14 protein-coding genes are annotated in these 17,792 nt (G+C 72.0%); 6 read left to right on the top strand and 8 right to left on the bottom strand.

The window, feature by feature from the left end:
* Positions 1–73: 73 nt before the first annotated feature.
* The 5 genes from mmsA to iolC form a co-directional block, all read right to left on the bottom strand.
* Positions 74–1,576 (bottom strand): CoA-acylating methylmalonate-semialdehyde dehydrogenase, encoded by a 1,503-nt coding sequence (gene mmsA, locus ACFYXA_RS29125; RefSeq protein WP_389038409.1) that lies wholly within the window; start codon positions 1,574–1,576, stop codon positions 74–76.
* A gap of 14 nt (positions 1,577–1,590) precedes the next feature.
* A complete protein-coding gene (gene iolD, locus ACFYXA_RS29130) occupies positions 1,591–3,468 on the bottom strand; it encodes a 3D-(3,5/4)-trihydroxycyclohexane-1,2-dione acylhydrolase (decyclizing) (protein ID WP_389038412.1) in 1,878 nt (625 codons plus the stop codon).
* Positions 3,465–4,286, bottom strand: coding sequence for a 5-deoxy-glucuronate isomerase (iolB, locus tag ACFYXA_RS29135; RefSeq protein ID WP_389038415.1), 822 nt, complete (start codon positions 4,284–4,286; stop codon positions 3,465–3,467). Before iolB ends, iolD begins: the two co-directional genes overlap by 4 nt.
* Before the next feature lie 7 nt (positions 4,287–4,293).
* The gene (locus ACFYXA_RS29140; protein WP_351091280.1) at positions 4,294–5,154 is read right to left on the bottom strand and encodes a deoxyribose-phosphate aldolase; all 861 of its coding nucleotides are present in this window, start codon (positions 5,152–5,154) and stop codon (positions 4,294–4,296) included.
* A 113-nt stretch (positions 5,155–5,267) separates the two neighbouring features.
* A complete protein-coding gene (gene iolC, locus ACFYXA_RS29145; RefSeq protein ID WP_130436690.1) occupies positions 5,268–6,218 on the bottom strand; it encodes a 5-dehydro-2-deoxygluconokinase in 951 nt (316 codons plus the stop codon).
* A gap of 187 nt (positions 6,219–6,405) precedes the next feature.
* On the opposite strand from iolC, the gene ACFYXA_RS29150 reads away from it, so the two are divergent.
* The 3 genes from ACFYXA_RS29150 (at position 6,406) to ACFYXA_RS29160 (ending at position 8,461) form a co-directional block, all read left to right on the top strand.
* Complete coding sequence (locus tag ACFYXA_RS29150; RefSeq protein ID WP_352251889.1) at positions 6,406–7,344, top strand: sugar phosphate isomerase/epimerase; 939 nt, start codon at positions 6,406–6,408, stop codon at positions 7,342–7,344.
* A gap of 300 nt (positions 7,345–7,644) precedes the next feature.
* A complete protein-coding gene (locus ACFYXA_RS29155; protein ID WP_130436688.1) occupies positions 7,645–7,845 on the top strand; it encodes an AlpA family transcriptional regulator in 201 nt (66 codons plus the stop codon).
* Positions 7,846–7,897: 52 nt separating this feature from the next.
* Positions 7,898–8,461 carry a GNAT family N-acetyltransferase gene (locus tag ACFYXA_RS29160; RefSeq protein ID WP_389038421.1) on the top strand — a complete coding sequence of 188 codons (564 nt, stop codon included), beginning with the start codon at positions 7,898–7,900 and terminating at the stop codon, positions 8,459–8,461.
* Here the strand turns inward: ACFYXA_RS29160 and ACFYXA_RS29165 are convergent.
* Together ACFYXA_RS29165 and ACFYXA_RS29170 are read right to left on the bottom strand one after the other, a co-directional pair.
* Positions 8,442–9,485 carry a zinc-dependent alcohol dehydrogenase family protein gene (locus tag ACFYXA_RS29165; RefSeq protein WP_389038424.1) on the bottom strand — a complete coding sequence of 348 codons (1,044 nt, stop codon included), beginning with the start codon at positions 9,483–9,485 and terminating at the stop codon, positions 8,442–8,444. The two genes, ACFYXA_RS29160 and ACFYXA_RS29165, sit on opposite strands and share 20 nt — an antisense overlap.
* Before the next feature lie 101 nt (positions 9,486–9,586).
* On the bottom strand, positions 9,587–11,827 hold the full coding sequence (locus tag ACFYXA_RS29170) for an MMPL family transporter (RefSeq protein WP_389038427.1): 2,241 nt from the start codon (positions 11,825–11,827) through the stop codon (positions 9,587–9,589).
* Between the two features lie 206 nt (positions 11,828–12,033).
* Between ACFYXA_RS29170 and ACFYXA_RS29175 the strand changes: the two genes are divergently transcribed.
* The 3 genes from ACFYXA_RS29175 (at position 12,034) to ACFYXA_RS29185 (ending at position 15,624) form a co-directional block, all read left to right on the top strand.
* Positions 12,034–12,795, top strand: a complete 762-nt coding sequence (locus ACFYXA_RS29175) for a TetR/AcrR family transcriptional regulator (protein ID WP_389038431.1) — start codon at positions 12,034–12,036, stop codon at positions 12,793–12,795.
* A 128-nt stretch (positions 12,796–12,923) separates the two neighbouring features.
* Positions 12,924–13,163 carry a heavy-metal-associated domain-containing protein gene (locus ACFYXA_RS29180; RefSeq protein WP_389038434.1) on the top strand — a complete coding sequence of 80 codons (240 nt, stop codon included), beginning with the start codon at positions 12,924–12,926 and terminating at the stop codon, positions 13,161–13,163.
* Positions 13,164–13,347: 184 nt separating this feature from the next.
* Complete coding sequence (locus tag ACFYXA_RS29185) at positions 13,348–15,624, top strand: heavy metal translocating P-type ATPase (RefSeq protein WP_389038437.1); 2,277 nt, start codon at positions 13,348–13,350, stop codon at positions 15,622–15,624.
* Between the two features lie 825 nt (positions 15,625–16,449).
* On the opposite strand, the gene ACFYXA_RS29190 is transcribed toward ACFYXA_RS29185, so the two are convergent.
* Positions 16,450–17,748 carry a citrate synthase gene (locus ACFYXA_RS29190; RefSeq protein ID WP_130436682.1) on the bottom strand — a complete coding sequence of 433 codons (1,299 nt, stop codon included), beginning with the start codon at positions 17,746–17,748 and terminating at the stop codon, positions 16,450–16,452.
* Positions 17,749–17,792 lie beyond the last annotated feature (44 nt).

The raw sequence follows: 17,792 nt of genomic DNA on the forward strand, positions 1-17,792 counted from the left end.
GCTCCTGAAGGCGGACACGGCTGCTCCGGCATACCGCGGACGCGGTATGCCGGAGCAGCCGTGCGGTCGGGCGTCAGTGGTTGCGGGGGAAGCCCAGGTCGACGCCGGCCGGGGCGTCGGCCGGGTCGGGCCAGCGGGTCGTGACGACCTTGCCCCGGGTGTAGAAGTGGGTGCCGTCGTTGCCGTAGATGTGGTGGTCCCCGAAGAGGGAGTCCTTCCAGCCGCCGAAGCTGTGGTAGCCGACGGGGACCGGGATCGGGACGTTGACCCCGACCATGCCGGCCTCGATCTCCAGCTGGAAGCGGCGGGCCGCGCCGCCGTCGCGGGTGAAGATCGCGGTGCCGTTGCCGAAGGGGGAGCTGTTGATCAGCGCGACGCCCTCCTCGTAGGTGTCGACGCGCAGCACGCACAGCACCGGGCCGAAGATCTCGTCCTGGTAGGCCTTCGCCGACGTGGGCACCTTGTCGAGGAGCGAGATGCCGATCCAGTGGCCGTCCTCGTGGCCCTCCACGGTGAAGCCGGTGCCGTCGAGGACGACCTCCGAGCCCTCGGCCGCCGCGCCCGTGACGTAGGACGCCACCTTGTCGCGGTGGGCCGCGGTGATCAGGGGGCCCATCTCCGACGTGGGGTCGTCGCCGGGGCCGATCTTGATCTTCTCGGCGCGTTCGCGGATCTTCTCGACCAGTTCGTCGCCGACGGCGCCGACGGCGACGACCGCGGAGATCGCCATGCAGCGCTCGCCCGCCGAGCCGTACGCGGCGGACACCGCGGCGTCGGCCGCCGCGTCGAGGTCCGCGTCCGGCAGCACCAGCATGTGGTTCTTCGCGCCGCCGAGAGCCTGGACGCGCTTGCCGTTGGCGGAGGCGGTGGTGTGGATGTAGCGGGCGATGGGGGTGGAGCCGACGAAGGAGACCGCCTTGACGTCCGGGTGCTCCAGGAGGCGGTCGACGGCGACCTTGTCGCCGTGGACGATGTTGAAGACGCCGTCGGGCAGCCCGGCCTCCGACAGGAGCTCGGCGAGCTTCAGCGACGCCGACGGGTCCTTCTCGCTCGGCTTCAGCACGAAGGTGTTGCCGGTCGCGATGGCGATCGGGAACATCCACATCGGGACCATAGCCGGGAAGTTGAACGGCGTGATGCCGGCGACCACGCCCAGCGGCTGGCGGATGGAGGACACGTCCACGCGGCTCGCGACCTGCGTCGACAGCTCGCCCTTCAGCTGCACGCTGATGCCGCACGCCAGGTCGACGATCTCCAGGCCGCGGGCGACCTCGCCCAGCGCGTCGGAGTGCACCTTGCCGTGCTCGGCGGTGATCAGCTCCGCGATCTCGTCGCGGTGCTCGTCCAGCAGCGCGCGGAACTTGAACAGGATCGACGTGCGCTGCGCCAGCGAGGACTGGCCCCAGGTGGCGTAGGCGTCCTTGGCGGCGGCGACGGCCGCGTCCACCTCGTCCACCGTCGCGAACGCGACCTTCGTGGTGACCGCGCCGGTGGCCGGGTCGGTGACCGGCCCGTACGTACCCGACGCGCCCTCGACGGTCTTGCCGCCGATCCAGTGGTTGACGATCTTCGTCATGACCGAGTGCTCCTTCACAGATGGCGGCGTCGGGTTGAGACGTGCCGTTCGTACAGCTCACGGGCCTTGACCGCCGACGGGCGGGTCGCGGTCTCGGCCACGGGTACATCCCACCAGGCCTGCGCCGGAGGCGGGCCCGACACTGTGTCTGCCGTTTGGGTCTCGACGTAGACACAAGTGGGAGTGTCGGCGGCGCGCGCCTCGGCGAGCGCCTCGCGCAGGTCGCGGACGGTCTTCGCGCGCAGCACCCGCATGCCCAGGCTGGCCACGTTCGCGGCCAGATCGACGGGCAGCGGCGCGCCGGTGAACGTGCCGTCCTCGGAGGTGAACCGGTACGCGGTGCCGAACCGCTCACCGCCCACCGACTCCGAAAGACCGCCGATCGAGGCGTACCCGTGGTTCTGCACGAGGATCATCTTGATCGCGATCCCCTCCTGCACCGCCGTGACGATCTCCGTCGGCATCATCAGGTACGTGCCGTCGCCGACCAGCGCCCAGACGTTGCGCTCGGGAGCCGCGAGCTTCACACCGATCGCGGCGGGGATCTCGTAGCCCATGCAGGAGTAGCCGTACTCCAGGTGGTACTGGTCCCGCGAGCGCGCCCGCCACAGTTTGTGCAGGTCGCCGGGGAGCGAACCGGCCGCGTTGATGATCACGTCCGACTCGTCGACGAGGGCGTCCAGCGCGCCGAGGACCTGCGGCTGCGTCGGGCGTACGTCCTGCTCCTCGGCCTCGTAGCAGGCGTCGACGCGCTGCTCCCAGCGCTCCTTGTCCTCGGTGTACTGGGTGACGTACTCCTCCGCGACCCGGTGGCCGTGCGTCAGCAGCGCCGCGGTCAGCTCCTCAAGGCCGCTGCGGGCGTCCGCGACCAGCGGGAGCCCGGCGAGCTTGTGGCCGTCGTAGGGGGCGATGTTGAGGTTGAGGAAGCGGACGCCGTCGGCGGCGAAGAGGGTGTTGGAGGCGGTGGTGAAGTCGCTGTACCGGGTGCCCACGCCGATGACCAGGTCGGCCGTGCGGGCCAGTTCGTCGGCGGTCGCGGTGCCGGTGTGGCCGACGCCGCCGACGTCCTGCGGGTGGTCGTGGCGCAGGGAGCCCTTGCCGGCCTGGGTGGAGGCGACCGGGATGCCGGTGGCGCCGGCGAACTCGGCGAGGGCCTCCTCGGCGCGGCTGTGGTGGACGCCGCCGCCCGCGACGAGCAGCGGCCGCCGGGCCGACCTGATCGCGCGGACCGCTTCGGCGAGTTCGGCCGGATCGGCCCCCGGGCGTCGTACGGCCCAGGTGCGCTCGGCGAAGAACTCCTCCGGCCAGTCGTAGGCCTCGGCCTGGACGTCCTGGGGCAGGGCGAGGGTCACCGCGCCCGTCTCCACGGGGTCGGTGAGCACGCGCATCGCCTGGAGGGCGGCCGGGATCAGGGCCTCGGGGCGGGTGATCCGGTCGAAGTACCTGGACACCGGCCGCAGGCAGTCGTTGACGGACACATCGCCCGCGTAGGGGACTTCGAGCTGCTGGAGCACCGGGTCCGCGGGCCGCGTGGCGAAGACGTCGCCGGGCAGGAGGAGGACCGGGAGGTGGTTGATCGTGGCGAGCGCGGCGCCGGTGACCAGGTTGGTCGCGCCGGGGCCGATGGACGTCGTCACGGCGTGCGTGGACAGCCGGCCCGACTGGCGGGCGTAACCGACGGCCGCGTGGACCATCGACTGCTCGTTGCGCCCCTGGTGGAAGGGCATGTCGTCGGCGTACTCGACGAGCGCCTGGCCGAGGCCGGCGACGTTGCCGTGGCCGAAGATGCCCCAGGTCGCGCCGATCAGCCGCTGCCGTACGCCGTCGCGCTCGGTGTGCTGCGCGGCGAGGAAGCGCACCAGCGCCTGGGCCACGGTGAGCCTGGTGGTCATCGGTAACCCCCTTCTACGTGGTCCGGGTGGAAGCAGATCCGCCACTCCCGGGTCTCGCCCGGGCCCGCCATGACGTTCAGGTAGTACATGGCGTGGCCGGGCTGGGCGATCGACGGGCCGTGCCATCCGTCGGGGACGAGGACGGCGTCGCCGGAGCGGACCTCGGCGAGGACGTCGGCGCCGCCCTCCCGCGAGGGGGAAACCCGCTGGTAGCCGAAGCCGCCGGGGCCGTCGATCTCGAAGTAGTAGATCTCCTCGAGCTCCGCCTCCTCGCCCGGCCGGTGCTCGTCGTGCTTGTGCGGCGGGTACGAGGACCAGTGGCCGCCGGGGGTGATGACCTCGACGGCGATCAGCTTGTCGCAGTCGAAGGCGTCGGCGGAGGCGAAGTTGCGCACCAGACGGGCGCAGTCGCCGCTGCCGCGCTCTTCGACGGGGACCTCCGGCGCGGGGCCGTAGCGGGCGGGGAGTCGTCGCTCGCACTTCGCTCCTGCCAGGGCGAAGCGGCCTCCCGCGCCGGAGGCGATCTGGACCCGGGCGTCGCGGGGAACGTACGCGAAGTCGGAGACCGACGCGAACACGCTTTCCCTGCCCAGGAGTTGGAACTCGTTCTGGTCCGTGCGCACCGTACATCCGCCTTCGAGGGGGAGGACGATCCACTCGCTGTCGCCGGTGGCGAAGTCGTGCGTGCCGTCCGGCTCCAACTCGACGATCCGCAGACCGCTGTGGGTCCAGCCGGCCCGCTCGGGGTCGATGGCGAGGGAGTAAGTGCCGTCGGCCGTCGCGCCCTTGGGGACGTACAGGTCTTCGTGCTCGGTCATGCCACCCTCACAGCAGTCCTACGGCGGTGTCCACGGCGGCGGCGACGTCCCCGTCCGCCGGGTACAGCAGGGAACGGCCGACGACCAGCCCCCGGACGGTGGGCAGTCGCAGCGCCCCCCGCCACTTCTCGTACGCGGCCTCCTGGTCCTCGACGGAGCCGCCGACCTCGCCGCCGAGGAGCACGGCGGGGAGGGTGGAGGTCTCCATGACCTCGGCCATGTCGTCGGGGTTGTCGGTGACCGGCACCTTCAGCCAGGTGTAGGCCGAACTGCCGCCCAGGCCCGAGGCGATGGCGATGGACTTGGTGACGGCCTCGGGCGAGAGGTCGTTCCTCAGCGTGCCGTCGGGGGTGCGGCGGCTGATGAACGGCTCGACGAACAGGGGCAGTCGGCGAGCCGCCATGTCGTCGATCGCACGGGCCGTGGCCTCCAGGGTGGTGAGGGAGCCCGGGTCGTCGTAGTCGATGCGCAGCAGCAGCTTGCCCGCGTCGAAGTTCAGGCGCTCGATGTCCTCGGCGCGGTGGCCGGTGAAGCGGTCGTCGAGTTCGAAGACCGCGCCCTGCAGGCCGCCCCGGTTCATCGAGCCCATGACGACCTTGCCGTCGAGGGCGCCGAGGAGGAGCAGGTCGTCGAGGATGTCGGCGGTCGCGAGGACGCCGTCGACGCCGGGGCGGCTCAGTGCGAGGCACAGGCGTTCGAGCAGGTCGGCGCGGTTGGCCATGGCGAGCCTGTCGCCGCCCGCGCTGAGCGCGCCGCGGGCCGGGTGGTCGGCGGCGACGATCATCAGCCGGCCCGAGTCGGCGATCAGCGGGCGGCGGGGGCGGCGGGCGGCGGCCTCGGCGATCGCCTCGGGGTGGTGGGTGCGCAGGCGGACGAGCTCGGAGACGTCGACCTTGGGGAGGGTCGTGGTGGCGGGGGTGCTGTCGTGGTGGGCCGGGCTCCGGGGCGCCGGCGGGACGGCTTCTTCCCTGTGGTCCGCCCTCACCGCACCGCTCCGGCGGTGAGCGCGGCCTCGACCTCGGCCGGGGTCGGCATCGCGGAGGAGCACTCCAGCCGGGAGGCGACGATGGCGCCGGCGGCATTGGCGTGCCGCATGGTCGTCTCCAGGTCCCAGCCGGCGAGCAGCCCGCGGCACAGGGAGCCGCCGAAGGCGTCGCCCGCGCCGAGGCCGTTCAGGACGTCGACGGGCAGCGGCGGCACCTCGGCCGACTCGCCGTGGCTGTTGACGGCGAGCACGCCCTTGGGTCCCTGCTTGACGACGGCCAGCTCCACTCCGGCGTCCAGCAGTGCCCGCGCCGCCGCGTGCGGTTCGCGCACCCCGGTGGCGATCTCCACCTCGTCCAGGTTGCCGACGGCGACCGTGGTGTGCTTGAGGGCCTCGGCGTAGAAGGGGCGGGCCGCGTCGGGGTCGGTCCAGAACATGGGGCGCCAGTCGAGGTCGAACACCGTGGTGCCGGCCTTCGCGCGGTGCGCGAGGGCCGCCAGCGTCGCCGTGCGGCTGGGCTCCTCGCTCAGGCCGGTGCCGGTGACCCAGAAGACACGGGCGTCGCGGACGGCGTCCAGGTCGAGCTCGTGGGCGTCGATCTCCAGGTCGGGCGCCTTGGGACGGCGGTAGAAGTAGAGCGGGAAGTCGTCCGGCGGGAAGATCTCGCAGAAGGTCAGCGGCGTCGCGAGCCCGGGGACCGAGGTGACCCAGCGGTCGTCGACGCCGAAGCCGCGCAGCGCCTCGTGCAGGTAGACGCCGAACGGGTCGTCGCCGGTGCGGGTGATCACCGCGGTGTCCAGGCCGAGGCGGGCCGCGGCGACGGCGACGTTCGCGGCCGAGCCGCCGAGGAACTTCCCGAAGGACGTGACCTGCGGGAGCGGCACGCCCGTCTGCAGCGGGTACAGGTCCACCCCGATCCGCCCCATGGTGATCAGGTCGTACGCCATCGAGTTCCCTTCGTGTCGGCCCACACCCGTGCCGGCCCTCACCCGTGCCGGGTGCGTCGCCGGATGCGCCGCCGTGTCGGCTCTCCACGGCTTTCTAGTCCCGCACGGTGCGCCCTGTCAATGTTTTGTCCAGACATTCGGACCAGGGCCTTGACACCTCCGGCGGCGGGACTTCACGCTGACGGCCATGACGTCGTTGTCACCTCAGCCCTCGCCCCAGTCCGCCGCTCCCGGCGCGTCCCGTATCCGGATCGGTTCGGCCCCCGACAGCTGGGGCGTCTGGTTCCCGGACGACCCGCAGCAGGTGCCCTGGCGGCGCTTCCTCGACGAGGTCGCGCAGTCCGGCTACGAATGGATCGAGCTGGGCCCCTACGGGTACCTGCCGACCGACCCGGCCGTCCTCACCGAGGAGACCGCCAGGCGTGGCCTGAAGGTGTCGGCCGGCACGGTCTTCACCGGGCTGCACCACGGCGAGGCCGTCTGGGAGAAGACCTGGGCGCACGTCGCGGACAACGCGGTGCTCGCACAGGCCATGGGCGCCTCCCACCTGGTCGTCATCCCGTCCTTCTGGCGGGACGACAAGACCGGCGAGGTACTGGAGCCGGACACGCTGACGCCCGAGCAGTGGCGCAACCTGACCTCGCTGACCGAGCGGCTGGGCAAGGAGGTGCGGGAGCGGTACGGGTTGCGGATCGTCGTCCACCCGCACGCCGACACCCACATCGACAGCGAGGAGAACGTCGTCCGCTTCCTCGACGGCACCGACTCCGACCTGGTGTCCCTCTGCCTCGACACCGGGCATTACGCGTACTGCGGCGGCGACAGCGTCAAGCTGATCGAGACCTACGGGGAGCGGATCGGCTACCTGCACCTCAAGCAGGTGGACCCGGAGATCCTCGCGGACGTGCGGGCGAAGGGCACGCCGTTCGGCCCCGCCGTCGCACAGGGCGTGATGTGCGAGCCGCCGTCCGGGGTGCCGGCGCTGGGTCCCGTGCTGGAGGCGGCGCGGAAGCTCGACGTCGACCTGTTCGCGATCGTCGAGCAGGACATGTACCCCTGCGAGCCGGACGCCCCGCTGCCGATCGCTCAGCGGACCCGGGCGTTCCTGCGGTCTTGCGGGGCCTGAGGGGGCCTCCGGCGGTTGGGGCGGGCGCCTGAGGGTCTGCCGGGGGCGGTTGTCGGGCGGGTGCGGATTGTCGGGGGCTTGTCGCGCAGTTCCCCGCGCCCCTGTCGCCCGCGCCCTCTGTTACAAAGTCACGCATGTCTGCGTTTGACGGGTGGGGTGTCACAGGGCGCCCACAGCTGTAGCCGTACCGTCACCGTGTGTCGTTGGGCGGGCGATGGCTTGGTGATCGTCAGTGCAGTGCCGGGCTCCCCCGGGTGGCCTTCCGGCCGCCGCCCCGGCGCGCGCAGGGAGGTGCGACCCATGACCGACCGACGGCTGTGGTCCTACAAGGAGATCGCGGCGCACATCAGCGTGCAGCCCGACACCGTGCGGTCCTACCGCAAACACGGGCTGCTGCCCGCGCCCGACCATGTGGAGGGCGGTAAACCGTTCTGGTACGCGGACACCGTCCGGGCCTGGGTCGCGTCCCGGCCCGGCAATCGCGGTCGCGGCCAGGGCTGACGGCGGAAAAAGCGTTCTGTGCCCCGCCTCCGGGTGGGGCACAGTGCTGCCCATGGACTTCACCGTCAAGCCGACTCTCACCGGCGAGAAGACCGTGCTGCGGCCCTTCACCGAGGCCGACGCGGAGACCATGTGGGAGATCATCGGCGACCCCGAGGTGGTCCGCTTCACCTTCCCGGCGAGTGGCGACCTCACCCTGGACCGCGTGCGTTCCTGGTACGCCACCCGCTCCGCCCAGCCCGACCGGCTCGACCTCGCCGTCACCGACCGCGCGAGCGGACTCCTCGTCGGCGAGGTCGTCCTGCACGACTGGGAGCCGGACGCCCGCGCCTGCACCTTCCGCACGCTGATCGGTCCCGAGGGGCGCGGCCGGGGTCTCGGCACCGAGGCGACCCGGCTCATCGTCGGGCACGCCTTCGAGCGACTGGGGCTGCACCGGGTGCAGTTGGAACTGTACGGCGACAACGCGCGCGCCCGGCGGGTCTACGAGAAGGTCGGCTTCACGGTCGAGGGCGTGCGGCGGGAAGCCGCGTTCCGGGGCGGGAAGTGGGTGGACGAGGTGCTGATGGCGCTCCTGGACCGGGAGTGGGCCGCCCTCACCGCCACGGCTCGATGACCGTCACCCCCGCTCCCGGCGCCGTCCCCAGCGCGGCCAGCGCCTCCGGTACGGCGTCCAGCGCGATCGTCGACGTCACCAGCAGGTCGGGGCGCAGCACCCCGGCCCGGACCAGTTCCAGCATCTCCGGGTAGGCGTGGGCGGCCATACCGTGGCTCCCGAGGAGTTCCAGCTCCAGGGCGACGGCTCGGGCCAGCGGGACGGGGGTCGTGCCGTCCGCCGAGGGCAGCAGGCCGACCTGGACGTGCCGGCCGCGGCGGCGCAGGCCGTTCACCGACGCGGCGCAGGTGGCGGGCGAGCCGAGCGCGTCCAGGGAGAGGTGGGCGCCGCCGCCGGTCAGCTCGTGGATCACGGAGGCGGTGTCCGGTGTCTCCCGCGCGTCCACGCACACGGTCGCGCCGAACCGCCGCGCCAGTTCCAGGGCCTGCGGGGAGACGTCCACGGCGACCGTCCTCGCACCGCAGGCCGCGGCGATCATCACCGCCGACAGGCCCACTCCGCCGCAGCCGTGCACGGCCACCCACTCCCCCGCCGCCACCCGGCCCTGCCGCACGACCGCCCGGAACGCGGTCGCGAACCGGCAGCCGAGCGAGGCCGCGGTGGCGTACGACAGCTCGTCGGGGATCGCGACCAGGTTCACGTCGGCGTGGTCCAGGGCCACGTACTGGGCGAAGGAGCCCCAGTGGGTGAAGCCGGGCTGGGTCTGGCGCTCGCACACCTGGTGGTCGCCCGCCGCGCAGGACGGGCAGGTGCCGCAGCCGCACACGAACGGCACGGTCACCCGGTCCCCGGGGCGCCGGCGGGTGACCCGGTCGCCCACCTCCTCGACGACTCCCGCGAGTTCATGACCGGGGACGTGCGGCAAGGTGATGTCGGGGTCGTGGCCCATCCAACCGTGCCAGTCGCTGCGGCACAGGCCGGTGGCCTCCACGCGCACGACCACTCCGTGCGGGGCGGGCCTCGGGTCGGCCACCTCCCGCACCTCGGCCGGCTCGCCGTACCGCTCGAACACCACAGCCCGCATGCGCCCTCACCCTCGCTTTCTCCGTCGCCCTGGCCGCCCGCGGCACCCGGGACCAACGGGCTCGCCCCGGACCACAGGGACCACAGGGACCTCCGCGAACGCTAGCCGCGCGCCCCCACGGTGTCGTGCTCGGGTGAGGTCTCGGCGGCCGGGGCCGGGGCCGGGCCTCCTCCCTCGCTGACGCCGAAGCGGGCGTGGAACCGGCGCAGGGGGGCCGGCGCCCACCAGGTGGCCCTGCCGGTGAGCCGCATGATCGCCGGCACCAGGAGGCTGCGGACGACCATCGCGTCCATCAGGACCGCCAGTGCGATGCCCAGGCCGAGCATCTTGGTGTTGGTCACGCGCGAGGTGCCTATCGCGACCATCACCACGGCCAGGATGACGGCCGCCGCGGTGATCAGACCGCCCGTGCGCTGGAGGCCCAGGCGGACCGCCCCTTCGTGGTCCCCGGTGTGGTCGTACTCCTCCTTGATCCGCGAGAGCAGGAAGACGCCGTAGTCCATGGAGAGGCCGAAGGCGACGCAAAACATCAGGACGGGCAGGGTCGTCTCGATGGAGCCGGGGCTGGTGAAGCCCAAGAGGCCGGAGAGGTGGCCGTCCTGGAAGACCCAGACGACCGCGCCGAACATCGCCGTCAGGCTGAGCGCGTTGAGCAGGACCGCCTGGAGCGGTATGAGCACGCTGCCCGTGAGCAGGAAGACCAGCAGCAGGGTGACGATCGCGATGACGGCCAGCGCCCAGGGGAGCCGCTCGGCGATCGCGTGCTTGGAGTCGACCAGTACGGCCGCCGTGCCGGTCACCTTGACGTCGAAGGGTGCGTCGAGCGCCCGCAGGTCGCCGACCAGGCGCTGGGCGGAGTCGCCCACGGCCTCGCCCTCGGGCTGCACCGTGAAGTAGGCGGTGTCGCCCTTCACCAACGGGCCGTCCACCCGGGACACTTCGGGCAGGCCGGCGACGCGCTGCCCGTACTCCGCGTACTGGGACGCGCTCGCCTTGCCCTCGGCGAGGACTTCCAGCGCGCCGCCGGGGCTGCCCGGGAAGCCGTCCCGGATGTGCTGCTGCACGACGTGGGACTCGGCGGAGGCGGGCAGTTGGCGGTCGTCGGCGGTGCCGAACTTGACGCCCAGGAAGGGCAGGCCGAGGAGGACCAGGACGGCCGTGGTCGCCAGGGCGAAGAAGGGGGCGCGGCGCATCACCAGCGTCGCCGCGCGCGCCCAGGCCGTGCCGCTCTCCCGGCCGGTCCCGCCCGCGGGCTCCGCCGCCGGCCCGCCCCTGCGGAACAGGCGGCGCAGGTCCAGTGCGTCGACTCGGTGGCCGAGCAGGATGAGGGCGGCCGGCAGCAGGATCAGGGCCGCCGCCGCGGCCAGCAGCACGACCGCGATGCCCGCGTAGGCGAAGGAGCGCAGGAAGTACTGAGGGAAGACGAGCATCGCCGCGAGGGACACCGCGACCGTGAGCGCCGAGAACAGCACGGTGCGGCCCGCCGTGCGCAGTGTGGTGGCGATGGCCGTCGGCGGCTCGGCGCCGGTGGCGAGCTCCTCGCGGAAGCGGCGGACGATGAACAGGGCGTAGTCGATGGCGAGTCCGAGGCCGAGGGCCGTGGTGAGGTTCATCGCGAAGATGGAGACGTCGGTGAACTCCGCCAGGCCGCTGAGGACCGCGTTGGTGCCCAGGATGGCGACGATGCCGATACCGAGCGGGAGCAGGGCGGCGACCGCACTGCCGAAGACCATCACCAGCAGCACCAGGGTGATCGGCAGGGCGATGATCTCGGCGCGGAGGAGGTCCTCCTGGATGGTCGTCTGCATCTCGTGCCGTACGGCGACCATGCCGCCGAGCGTGACCTTCACCGGGCCGTGCGCTCCCCGGTAGGTGGGGGCGATGCGTTCGAGGGTCTCGCCCGTGGTCTTCTCGTCGCCGGTGAGCCGGGCGGCGATCAGCGCCTCATGGCCGTCCTCGGCGCGCAGGGCGGGGGCCCGGTCGGCCGGCGCCTGCCAGTAGGAGCCCACGCCGACGACGCCTTTCTCGGCGGCCAGCCGCTTCACCAGCCGGCCGGCTTCGGCGGCGACCGCCGGGTCGTCGACCGAGGCCCGGCCGGTGTCGACGAGCAGCAGCAGGTTCGGCTGGGAGTCGGGGAACTCGCGCTCCAGCGCCTCGGTCGCGTACGTAGACTGCGCGGCCGGGTCCTGCCAGCCGCCGCTGCCCAGGCGGTCGGCGACTCCGCTGCCGGCCAGCACCGCGAGGGCGGTGAGCACCAGCGCGGCGAGCAGGGTCAGCCGGGGGCGCGCGGTCACGCGCCGCGTCCAGCCCCCGACGCGCGGCGGGCCGTCGACTTCGGTCATCGTGCGGTGCCCCTTCACCTTGACTCCCCCTACCGGACTCACTGAACGCGCCGCGACCGGACTCACGAAACGCGCCGAACGCGCCGCGACCGCGGAGCGCGTCACGCCCCGGCGGCCGCGAACAGGCAGCATGGATCTGCCACAGCCACAGGCACAGCCATAGACTGGCGAACACGAGACGTCGCTCGCGTTTCACTGGATCCAGAATGCGAGCGCCCGCTCGTGTTTGTCAATCGTGTTCGGAGAACTGGGGAAAACGCGTGCCCGACACCGCGCCAGAGACCGCGCCCGACAACGCGCCAGACAACGCGCCAGAGACCGCGCCCGACGCCGCCGGGAGCCAGGAGAAGGAGCAGCCGCGCCGCCGCCAGGCCCGCGGTGAGCGCCGTATCGCCCAGCTCCTGGAAGCCGCCGCGTCCGTCTTCTGCACCACCGGCTACACGGCCGCCAGCACCAACGCCATCGCCCGCGAGGCCGGCGTCTCCCCGGGGACGCTCTACCAGTTCTTCCCGAACAAGGAAGCGATCGCGATCGAGCTGGGCGGCCGGCTCATGCACGAGATGCGCGAGACCTACGGCGAGGCGCTCGCCCCGGTCGCCCCCGCGACCCCGCTGGAGGAGGCCGTCGGCGCCGCCGTCGACCGGTTCATCGCCTTCAACTGCGAGCACCCGGTGTTCTTCGCCCTGATGCACGGCCCCGACATCCCGGGCCGCGTGGCCGAGCAGCACGACGCGCTGCACACCACGCTGCTCTCCCGGATCGAGGACCTCCTCGCCTCGCTCCTGCCCGACACGCCGCCCGCCGCCCTCACCCGCACCGCCCACATGTGCCTCGGCATCTACAAGTCGGGGCTGGAGCTGGTCCTCGGCCACGAGGGCGCGGAGCGGGACGCGTACGTCGAGGAGCTGAAGGACGTCCTCATCCGCTACCTGCGACCGCTGATGGGCGACCGCCCCGGTCAGGGCTGACGACACCTCCCCGCCTCACTCCACCCGGGGCCGGGGTTCCTTGGAGAAATACCCCCTAGGGGTATAGTCTCGTAAGTGGAGGCTCCCACAGGCCCCCTCAGCCCCACGCCCCGACGAGGAGTAACGACATGACCGCCCACACCGACACTCCGGGCTCCGTCACCACCGTCTTCAAGGTGAGCGGCATGAGCTGCGGCCACTGCGAGGGCGCCGTCTCCGGCGAGATCTCGGAGCTTCCCGGCGTCAACTCGGTGCAGGCCGTCGCCTCCAGCGGCGAGGTCACCGTCGTCTCCGCCGAGCCGCTGGACGAGGAGGCCGTGCGCACCGCCGTCGACGAGGCGGGCTTCGAACTGGTCGGCCGCGCCTGAGACGCCCCTCGCCGGGCACCCGTTCCCACGGCGTCCGCCCCCCGGGCGCCACACCCCGAGCCCCCTTGAGCTCATCGAGCTCCCCGGGCCGCCTCGGGCGCTCCGCCCTCGCCCTCCCCCGCATCGGGCCGTACCGACCGCGTCGCCGGGTCCGTACGGCCCGTTCGCTCTCTGGAGTACGGACATGTCCAGCACCACAGCCACAGGGACCCCGATAGCCGGCGCCGCCACCCTGACCGACGCGGGCGGCACCACCGAGGTCGAGCTGCTCATCGGCGGGATGACCTGCGCCTCCTGCGCGGCCCGCGTGGAGAAGAAGCTCAACCGCATGGACGGCGTCACCGCCACGGTCAACTACGCCACGGAGAAGGCGAAGATCTCCTACCCCGCCGGGATCGAGGTCGCCGACCTGATCGCCACCGTCGTGAAGACCGGGTACACCGCCGAGGAGCCCGCACCCCCGGCCCCGGACCCCGAACAGGCTGAAGAGGCCCCGGCCGACCCCGAACTGGCCGCGCTGCGCGGCCGGCTCGTCGTCTCCGCCCTCCTCGCCGCGCCCGTCGTGCTGCTGGCGATGGTCCCGGCGCTGCAGTTCGACAACTGGCAGTGGCTGTCGCTGACCCTGGCCGCGCCCGTGGTCGTGTGGGGCGCCCTGCCGTTCCACCGGTCGGCGTGGACGAACCTTCGGCACGGCGCCTTCACCATGGACACGCTCGTCTCCGTCGGCACGCTGGCCGCGTTCGGCTGGTCGCTGTGGGCGCTGTTCTTCGGGGACGCGGGCATGCACGGCATGCGGCACCCCTTCGAGCTGACCGTCTCGCGGACGGACGGCGCGTCGTCGATCTATCTGGAGGTCGCCGCCGGGGTCACCGCCTTCATCCTCCTGGGCCGCTATCTGGAGGCCCGCTCCAAGCGCCGCGCGGGAGCGGCGCTGCGGGCGCTGATGGAGCTGGGCGCCAAGGACGTCGCCGTGCTGCGGGACGGGCGCGAGGTGCGGATCCCGGTGGACCGGCTGGCCGTAGGGGACCGGTTCGTCGTACGCCCCGGAGAGAAGATCGCCACCGACGGGACCGTCGTCGAGGGCGTGTCCGCGGTGGACGCGTCGATGCTGACCGGCGAGTCGGTCCCGGTGGACGTCGGACCGGGCGACGCCGTCACCGGCGCCACCGTCAACGCCGGCGGGCGGCTCGTCGTCGAGGCCGCCCGGATCGGCGCCGACACCCGGCTCGCGCGGATGGCGCGGCTGGTCGAGGACGCGCAGAACGGCAAGGCCGAGGTGCAGCGGCTGGCCGACCGGGTCGCCGGGGTCTTCGTCCCGGTGGTGCTGCTGATCGCGGCGGCGACCTTCGGGGCGTGGATCGCGCTCACCGGGGACACCGCGGCCGCCTTCACGGCGGCGGTCGCGGTGCTGATCATCGCCTGCCCGTGCGCCCTGGGGCTCGCCACGCCCACCGCGCTGCTGGTGGGGACGGGACGCGGCGCCCAGCTGGGCATCCTCATCAAGGGGCCGGAGGTCCTGGAGAGCACGCGTCGCGTGGACACCGTCGTCCTCGACAAGACGGGCACGGTGACCACCGGCCGCATGACCCTCCACGAGGTGTACGCCGCCGAGGGCGTCGACGAGAAGCAGGTGCTGCGGCTCGCGGGCGCCCTGGAGCACGCCTCCGAGCACCCGGTCGCCCGCGCGGTGGCCGCGGGAGCGGAGGAACGCGCCGGCCGGCTGCCTGCGGCCGAGCACTTCGAGAACGTGCCCGGGCGTGGCGTACGCGGGCGCGTGGAGGGCCACGAGGTGGCCGTGGGGCGGCTCGCCGAGCACGCCGGGAGTCTCCCGGCGGAGCTGGCCCGCGCCAAGGACGAGGCCGAGCGGGGCGGACGTACCGCGGTCGTCGTCGGCTGGGACGGGGCCCCGCGCGGGGTGCTCGCGGTCGCCGACGCCGTCAAGGAGACCAGCGCGGAAGCGGTACGGCGGCTGCGCGCGCTGGGGCTCACGCCGGTGCTGCTGACCGGCGACAACCGGGCGGTGGCCGAGGCGGTGGCCGCGCGGGTCGGGATCGACGAGGTGGTGGCCGAGGTGCTGCCGGAGGAGAAGGTCGCCGTCGTCGAGCGGCTGCAAGGTGAGGGACGGGTCGTCGCGATGGTCGGCGACGGCGTCAACGACGCGGCCGCGCTCGCCACGGCCGATCTCGGCCTGGCCATGGGGACGGGCACGGACGCGGCGATCGAGGCGGGCGACCTGACCCTCGTCCGCGGTGACCTGCGGGTGGCCGCGGACGCCATCCGGCTCTCCCGGCGGACCCTGTCCACGATCAAGGGAAACCTGGTGTGGGCCTTCGGCTACAACGTGGCCGCGCTGCCGCTGGCCGCGGCGGGGCTGCTGAACCCGATGCTGGCGGGGGCGGCGATGGCCTTCTCGTCGGTGTTCGTGGTGACGAACAGCCTGCGGCTGCGGACGTTCCGCTGACGCGGGCCGGGGCGGCGATGCAAGTTACCCACGGTTAGACCAACTCGAAACAACAGTCCCCCTGGAGTCCGGCGCGAGCCTCACATAAGCTCTTCACAAGGCTCGCGCATCATCCTTACGCTTGGGCCTCGATCGCTGTATCCGGGCTCTTGCGCATCTTTCAGGACATATGCAAGAGACACAGATCACAGTGATGCGAACGTAACCATCGAAGGGGTTCGAAGGTCTAAGTTGACGATGTCAGCAAGCGTCTTGGGGGGCGCGACCTGACATCTGGGGATGTCTTGGGGGACTTCCTCAGAGATGCGTTGCCGGGGCACGCACACCGGGAAGCTTTGAGCGGCCCTCCCAGCGTGCGTTGTCCCGGCAGACCGCACACGGCAGGAGTACGGCGAGTTCTGCTCGTTCTGCTCAACTCCCGCCGGCACGACAACCGCATATCGGCATCAGCGATTCAGGCGCTGTGTCCTCACAAGCGCCCGGCCGGATCCCGTGGGGGGAATCCGCACCGGGACATGGGAAGGCGCCCTGGTCGTCGGCCCGTGGGGGGACCGGCGCACCAGGGCGCCTTCTGTATGCGCCGACACGCAAAGGAGCCGCCCTGACGGACGGCTCCTGCTCAACTCGGGTTCGACAGCCCTCTAGGGGCGCGGGGACGAACGGCTCTTGCTTCACTCCGGTTCGGCAACACCCTCAGGGGCGCGGGGAACTGCGCGCCAAGCCACGACGGCGCCGCGGCCGATCAAACAGAGCGCTCGGCCCGCCCCGCCGACCGAAGCCTCGCAGCCCCGGCCGGCAAGGCCACCCCGCTCAGCCCCGCAGGGCTCAGCGCTCCTCGACCGGGACGAAGTCCCGCTCCACCACGCCGGTGTAGATCTGGCGCGGGCGGCCGATGCGGGAGCCGGGCTCCTTGATCATCTCGTGCCACTGGGCGATCCAGCCCGGGAGGCGGCCCAGGGCGAACAGGACCGTGAACATCTCGGTCGGGAAGCCCATGGCCCGGTAGATCAGGCCGGTGTAGAAGTCGACGTTCGGGTAGAGGCTGCGCGAGACGAAGTAGTCGTCGGAGAGCGCGTGCTCCTCCAGCTTCAGCGCGATGTCCAGCAGCTCGTCGGACTTGCCGAGGGCGGACAGCACGTCGTGCGCGGCGGCCTTGATGATCTTGGCGCGCGGGTCGAAGTTCTTGTAGACCCGGTGGCCGAAGCCCATCAGGCGGACGCCGTCCTCCTTGTTCTTCACCTTGCGGATGAAGGTGTCGACGTCGCCGCCGGAGTCGCGGATGCCCTCCAGCATCTCCAGCACCGACTGGTTGGCGCCGCCGTGCAGCGGGCCCCAGAGTGCGTTGATGCCGGCGGAGATCGAGGCGAACATGTTCGCCTGCGAGGAGCCGACCAGGCGGACCGTGGAGGTCGAACAGTTCTGCTCGTGGTCAGCGTGCAGGATGAGCAGCTTGTCCAGGGCGGAGACGACGACCGGGTCGAGCTCGTACTCCTGCGCGGGGACGGAGAAGGTCATGCGCAGGAAGTTCTCGACGTAGCCGAGGTCGTTGCGCGGGTAGACGAACGGGTGACCGATCGACTTCTTGTACGCGTACGCGGCGATCGTCGGGAGCTTGGCGAGCAGGCGGATCGTCGAGAGGTTGCGCTGCTTCTCGTCGAACGGGTTGTGGCTGTCCTGGTAGAACGTGGACAGCGCGGAGACCACCGAGGACAGCATGGCCATCGGGTGGGCGTCGCGCGGGAAGCCGCGGTAGAAGTTCTTGACGTCCTCGTGCAGCAGGGTGTGCTGCGTGATGTCGTTCTTGAACAGGGAGAGCTCGTCGACGGTCGGCAGCTCACCGTTGATCAGCAGGTAGGCCACCTCCAGGAAGGTGGAGCGCTCGGCCAGCTGCTCGATCGGGTAGCCGCGGTACCGCAGGATGCCGGCTTCGCCGTCGAGGTAGGTGACGGCGGATTTATAGGCGGCGGTGTTGCCGTATCCGCTGTCCAGGGTCACCAGACCGGTCTGGGCGCGGAGCTTCCCGATGTCGAAGCCCTTGTCGCCGACGGTGCTGTCGATCACCGGGTAGGTGTACTCGCCGTCGCCGTACCGCAGTACTACAGCGTTGTTGGTGTGCTCGCTCACGTCATCCCTCACCGACGTTGTGCCTCTTCTTCGAGGTTGCCCTG

This window comes from Streptomyces sp. NPDC002566, from assembly GCF_042889585.1.
Lineage (GTDB): Bacteria > Actinomycetota > Actinomycetes > Streptomycetales > Streptomycetaceae > Streptomyces.

What these genes read in the sequence shown, in the direction of transcription:
- ACFYXA_RS29155 (WP_130436688.1), top strand. Translation starts at nt 7,645, where the DNA reads ATGACCGACCGACGGCTGTGGTCCTACAAGGAGATCGCGGCGCACATC.
- ACFYXA_RS29175 (WP_389038431.1), top strand. Translation starts at nt 12,034, where the DNA reads ATGCGAGCGCCCGCTCGTGTTTGTCAATCGTGTTCGGAGAACTGGGGA.
- ACFYXA_RS29170 (WP_389038427.1), bottom strand. Translation starts at nt 11,827, where the DNA reads ATGACCGAAGTCGACGGCCCGCCGCGCGTCGGGGGCTGGACGCGGCGC.
- ACFYXA_RS29150 (WP_352251889.1), top strand. Translation starts at nt 6,406, where the DNA reads ATGACGTCGTTGTCACCTCAGCCCTCGCCCCAGTCCGCCGCTCCCGGC.
- ACFYXA_RS29180 (WP_389038434.1), top strand. Translation starts at nt 12,924, where the DNA reads ATGACCGCCCACACCGACACTCCGGGCTCCGTCACCACCGTCTTCAAG.
- iolD (WP_389038412.1), bottom strand. Translation starts at nt 3,468, where the DNA reads ATGACCACCAGGCTCACCGTGGCCCAGGCGCTGGTGCGCTTCCTCGCC.
- mmsA (WP_389038409.1), bottom strand. Translation starts at nt 1,576, where the DNA reads ATGACGAAGATCGTCAACCACTGGATCGGCGGCAAGACCGTCGAGGGC.
- iolC (WP_130436690.1), bottom strand. Translation starts at nt 6,218, where the DNA reads ATGGCGTACGACCTGATCACCATGGGGCGGATCGGGGTGGACCTGTAC.
- ACFYXA_RS29160 (WP_389038421.1), top strand. Translation starts at nt 7,898, where the DNA reads ATGGACTTCACCGTCAAGCCGACTCTCACCGGCGAGAAGACCGTGCTG.
- iolB (WP_389038415.1), bottom strand. Translation starts at nt 4,286, where the DNA reads ATGACCGAGCACGAAGACCTGTACGTCCCCAAGGGCGCGACGGCCGAC.
- ACFYXA_RS29185 (WP_389038437.1), top strand. Translation starts at nt 13,348, where the DNA reads ATGTCCAGCACCACAGCCACAGGGACCCCGATAGCCGGCGCCGCCACC.
- ACFYXA_RS29165 (WP_389038424.1), bottom strand. Translation starts at nt 9,485, where the DNA reads ATGCGGGCTGTGGTGTTCGAGCGGTACGGCGAGCCGGCCGAGGTGCGG.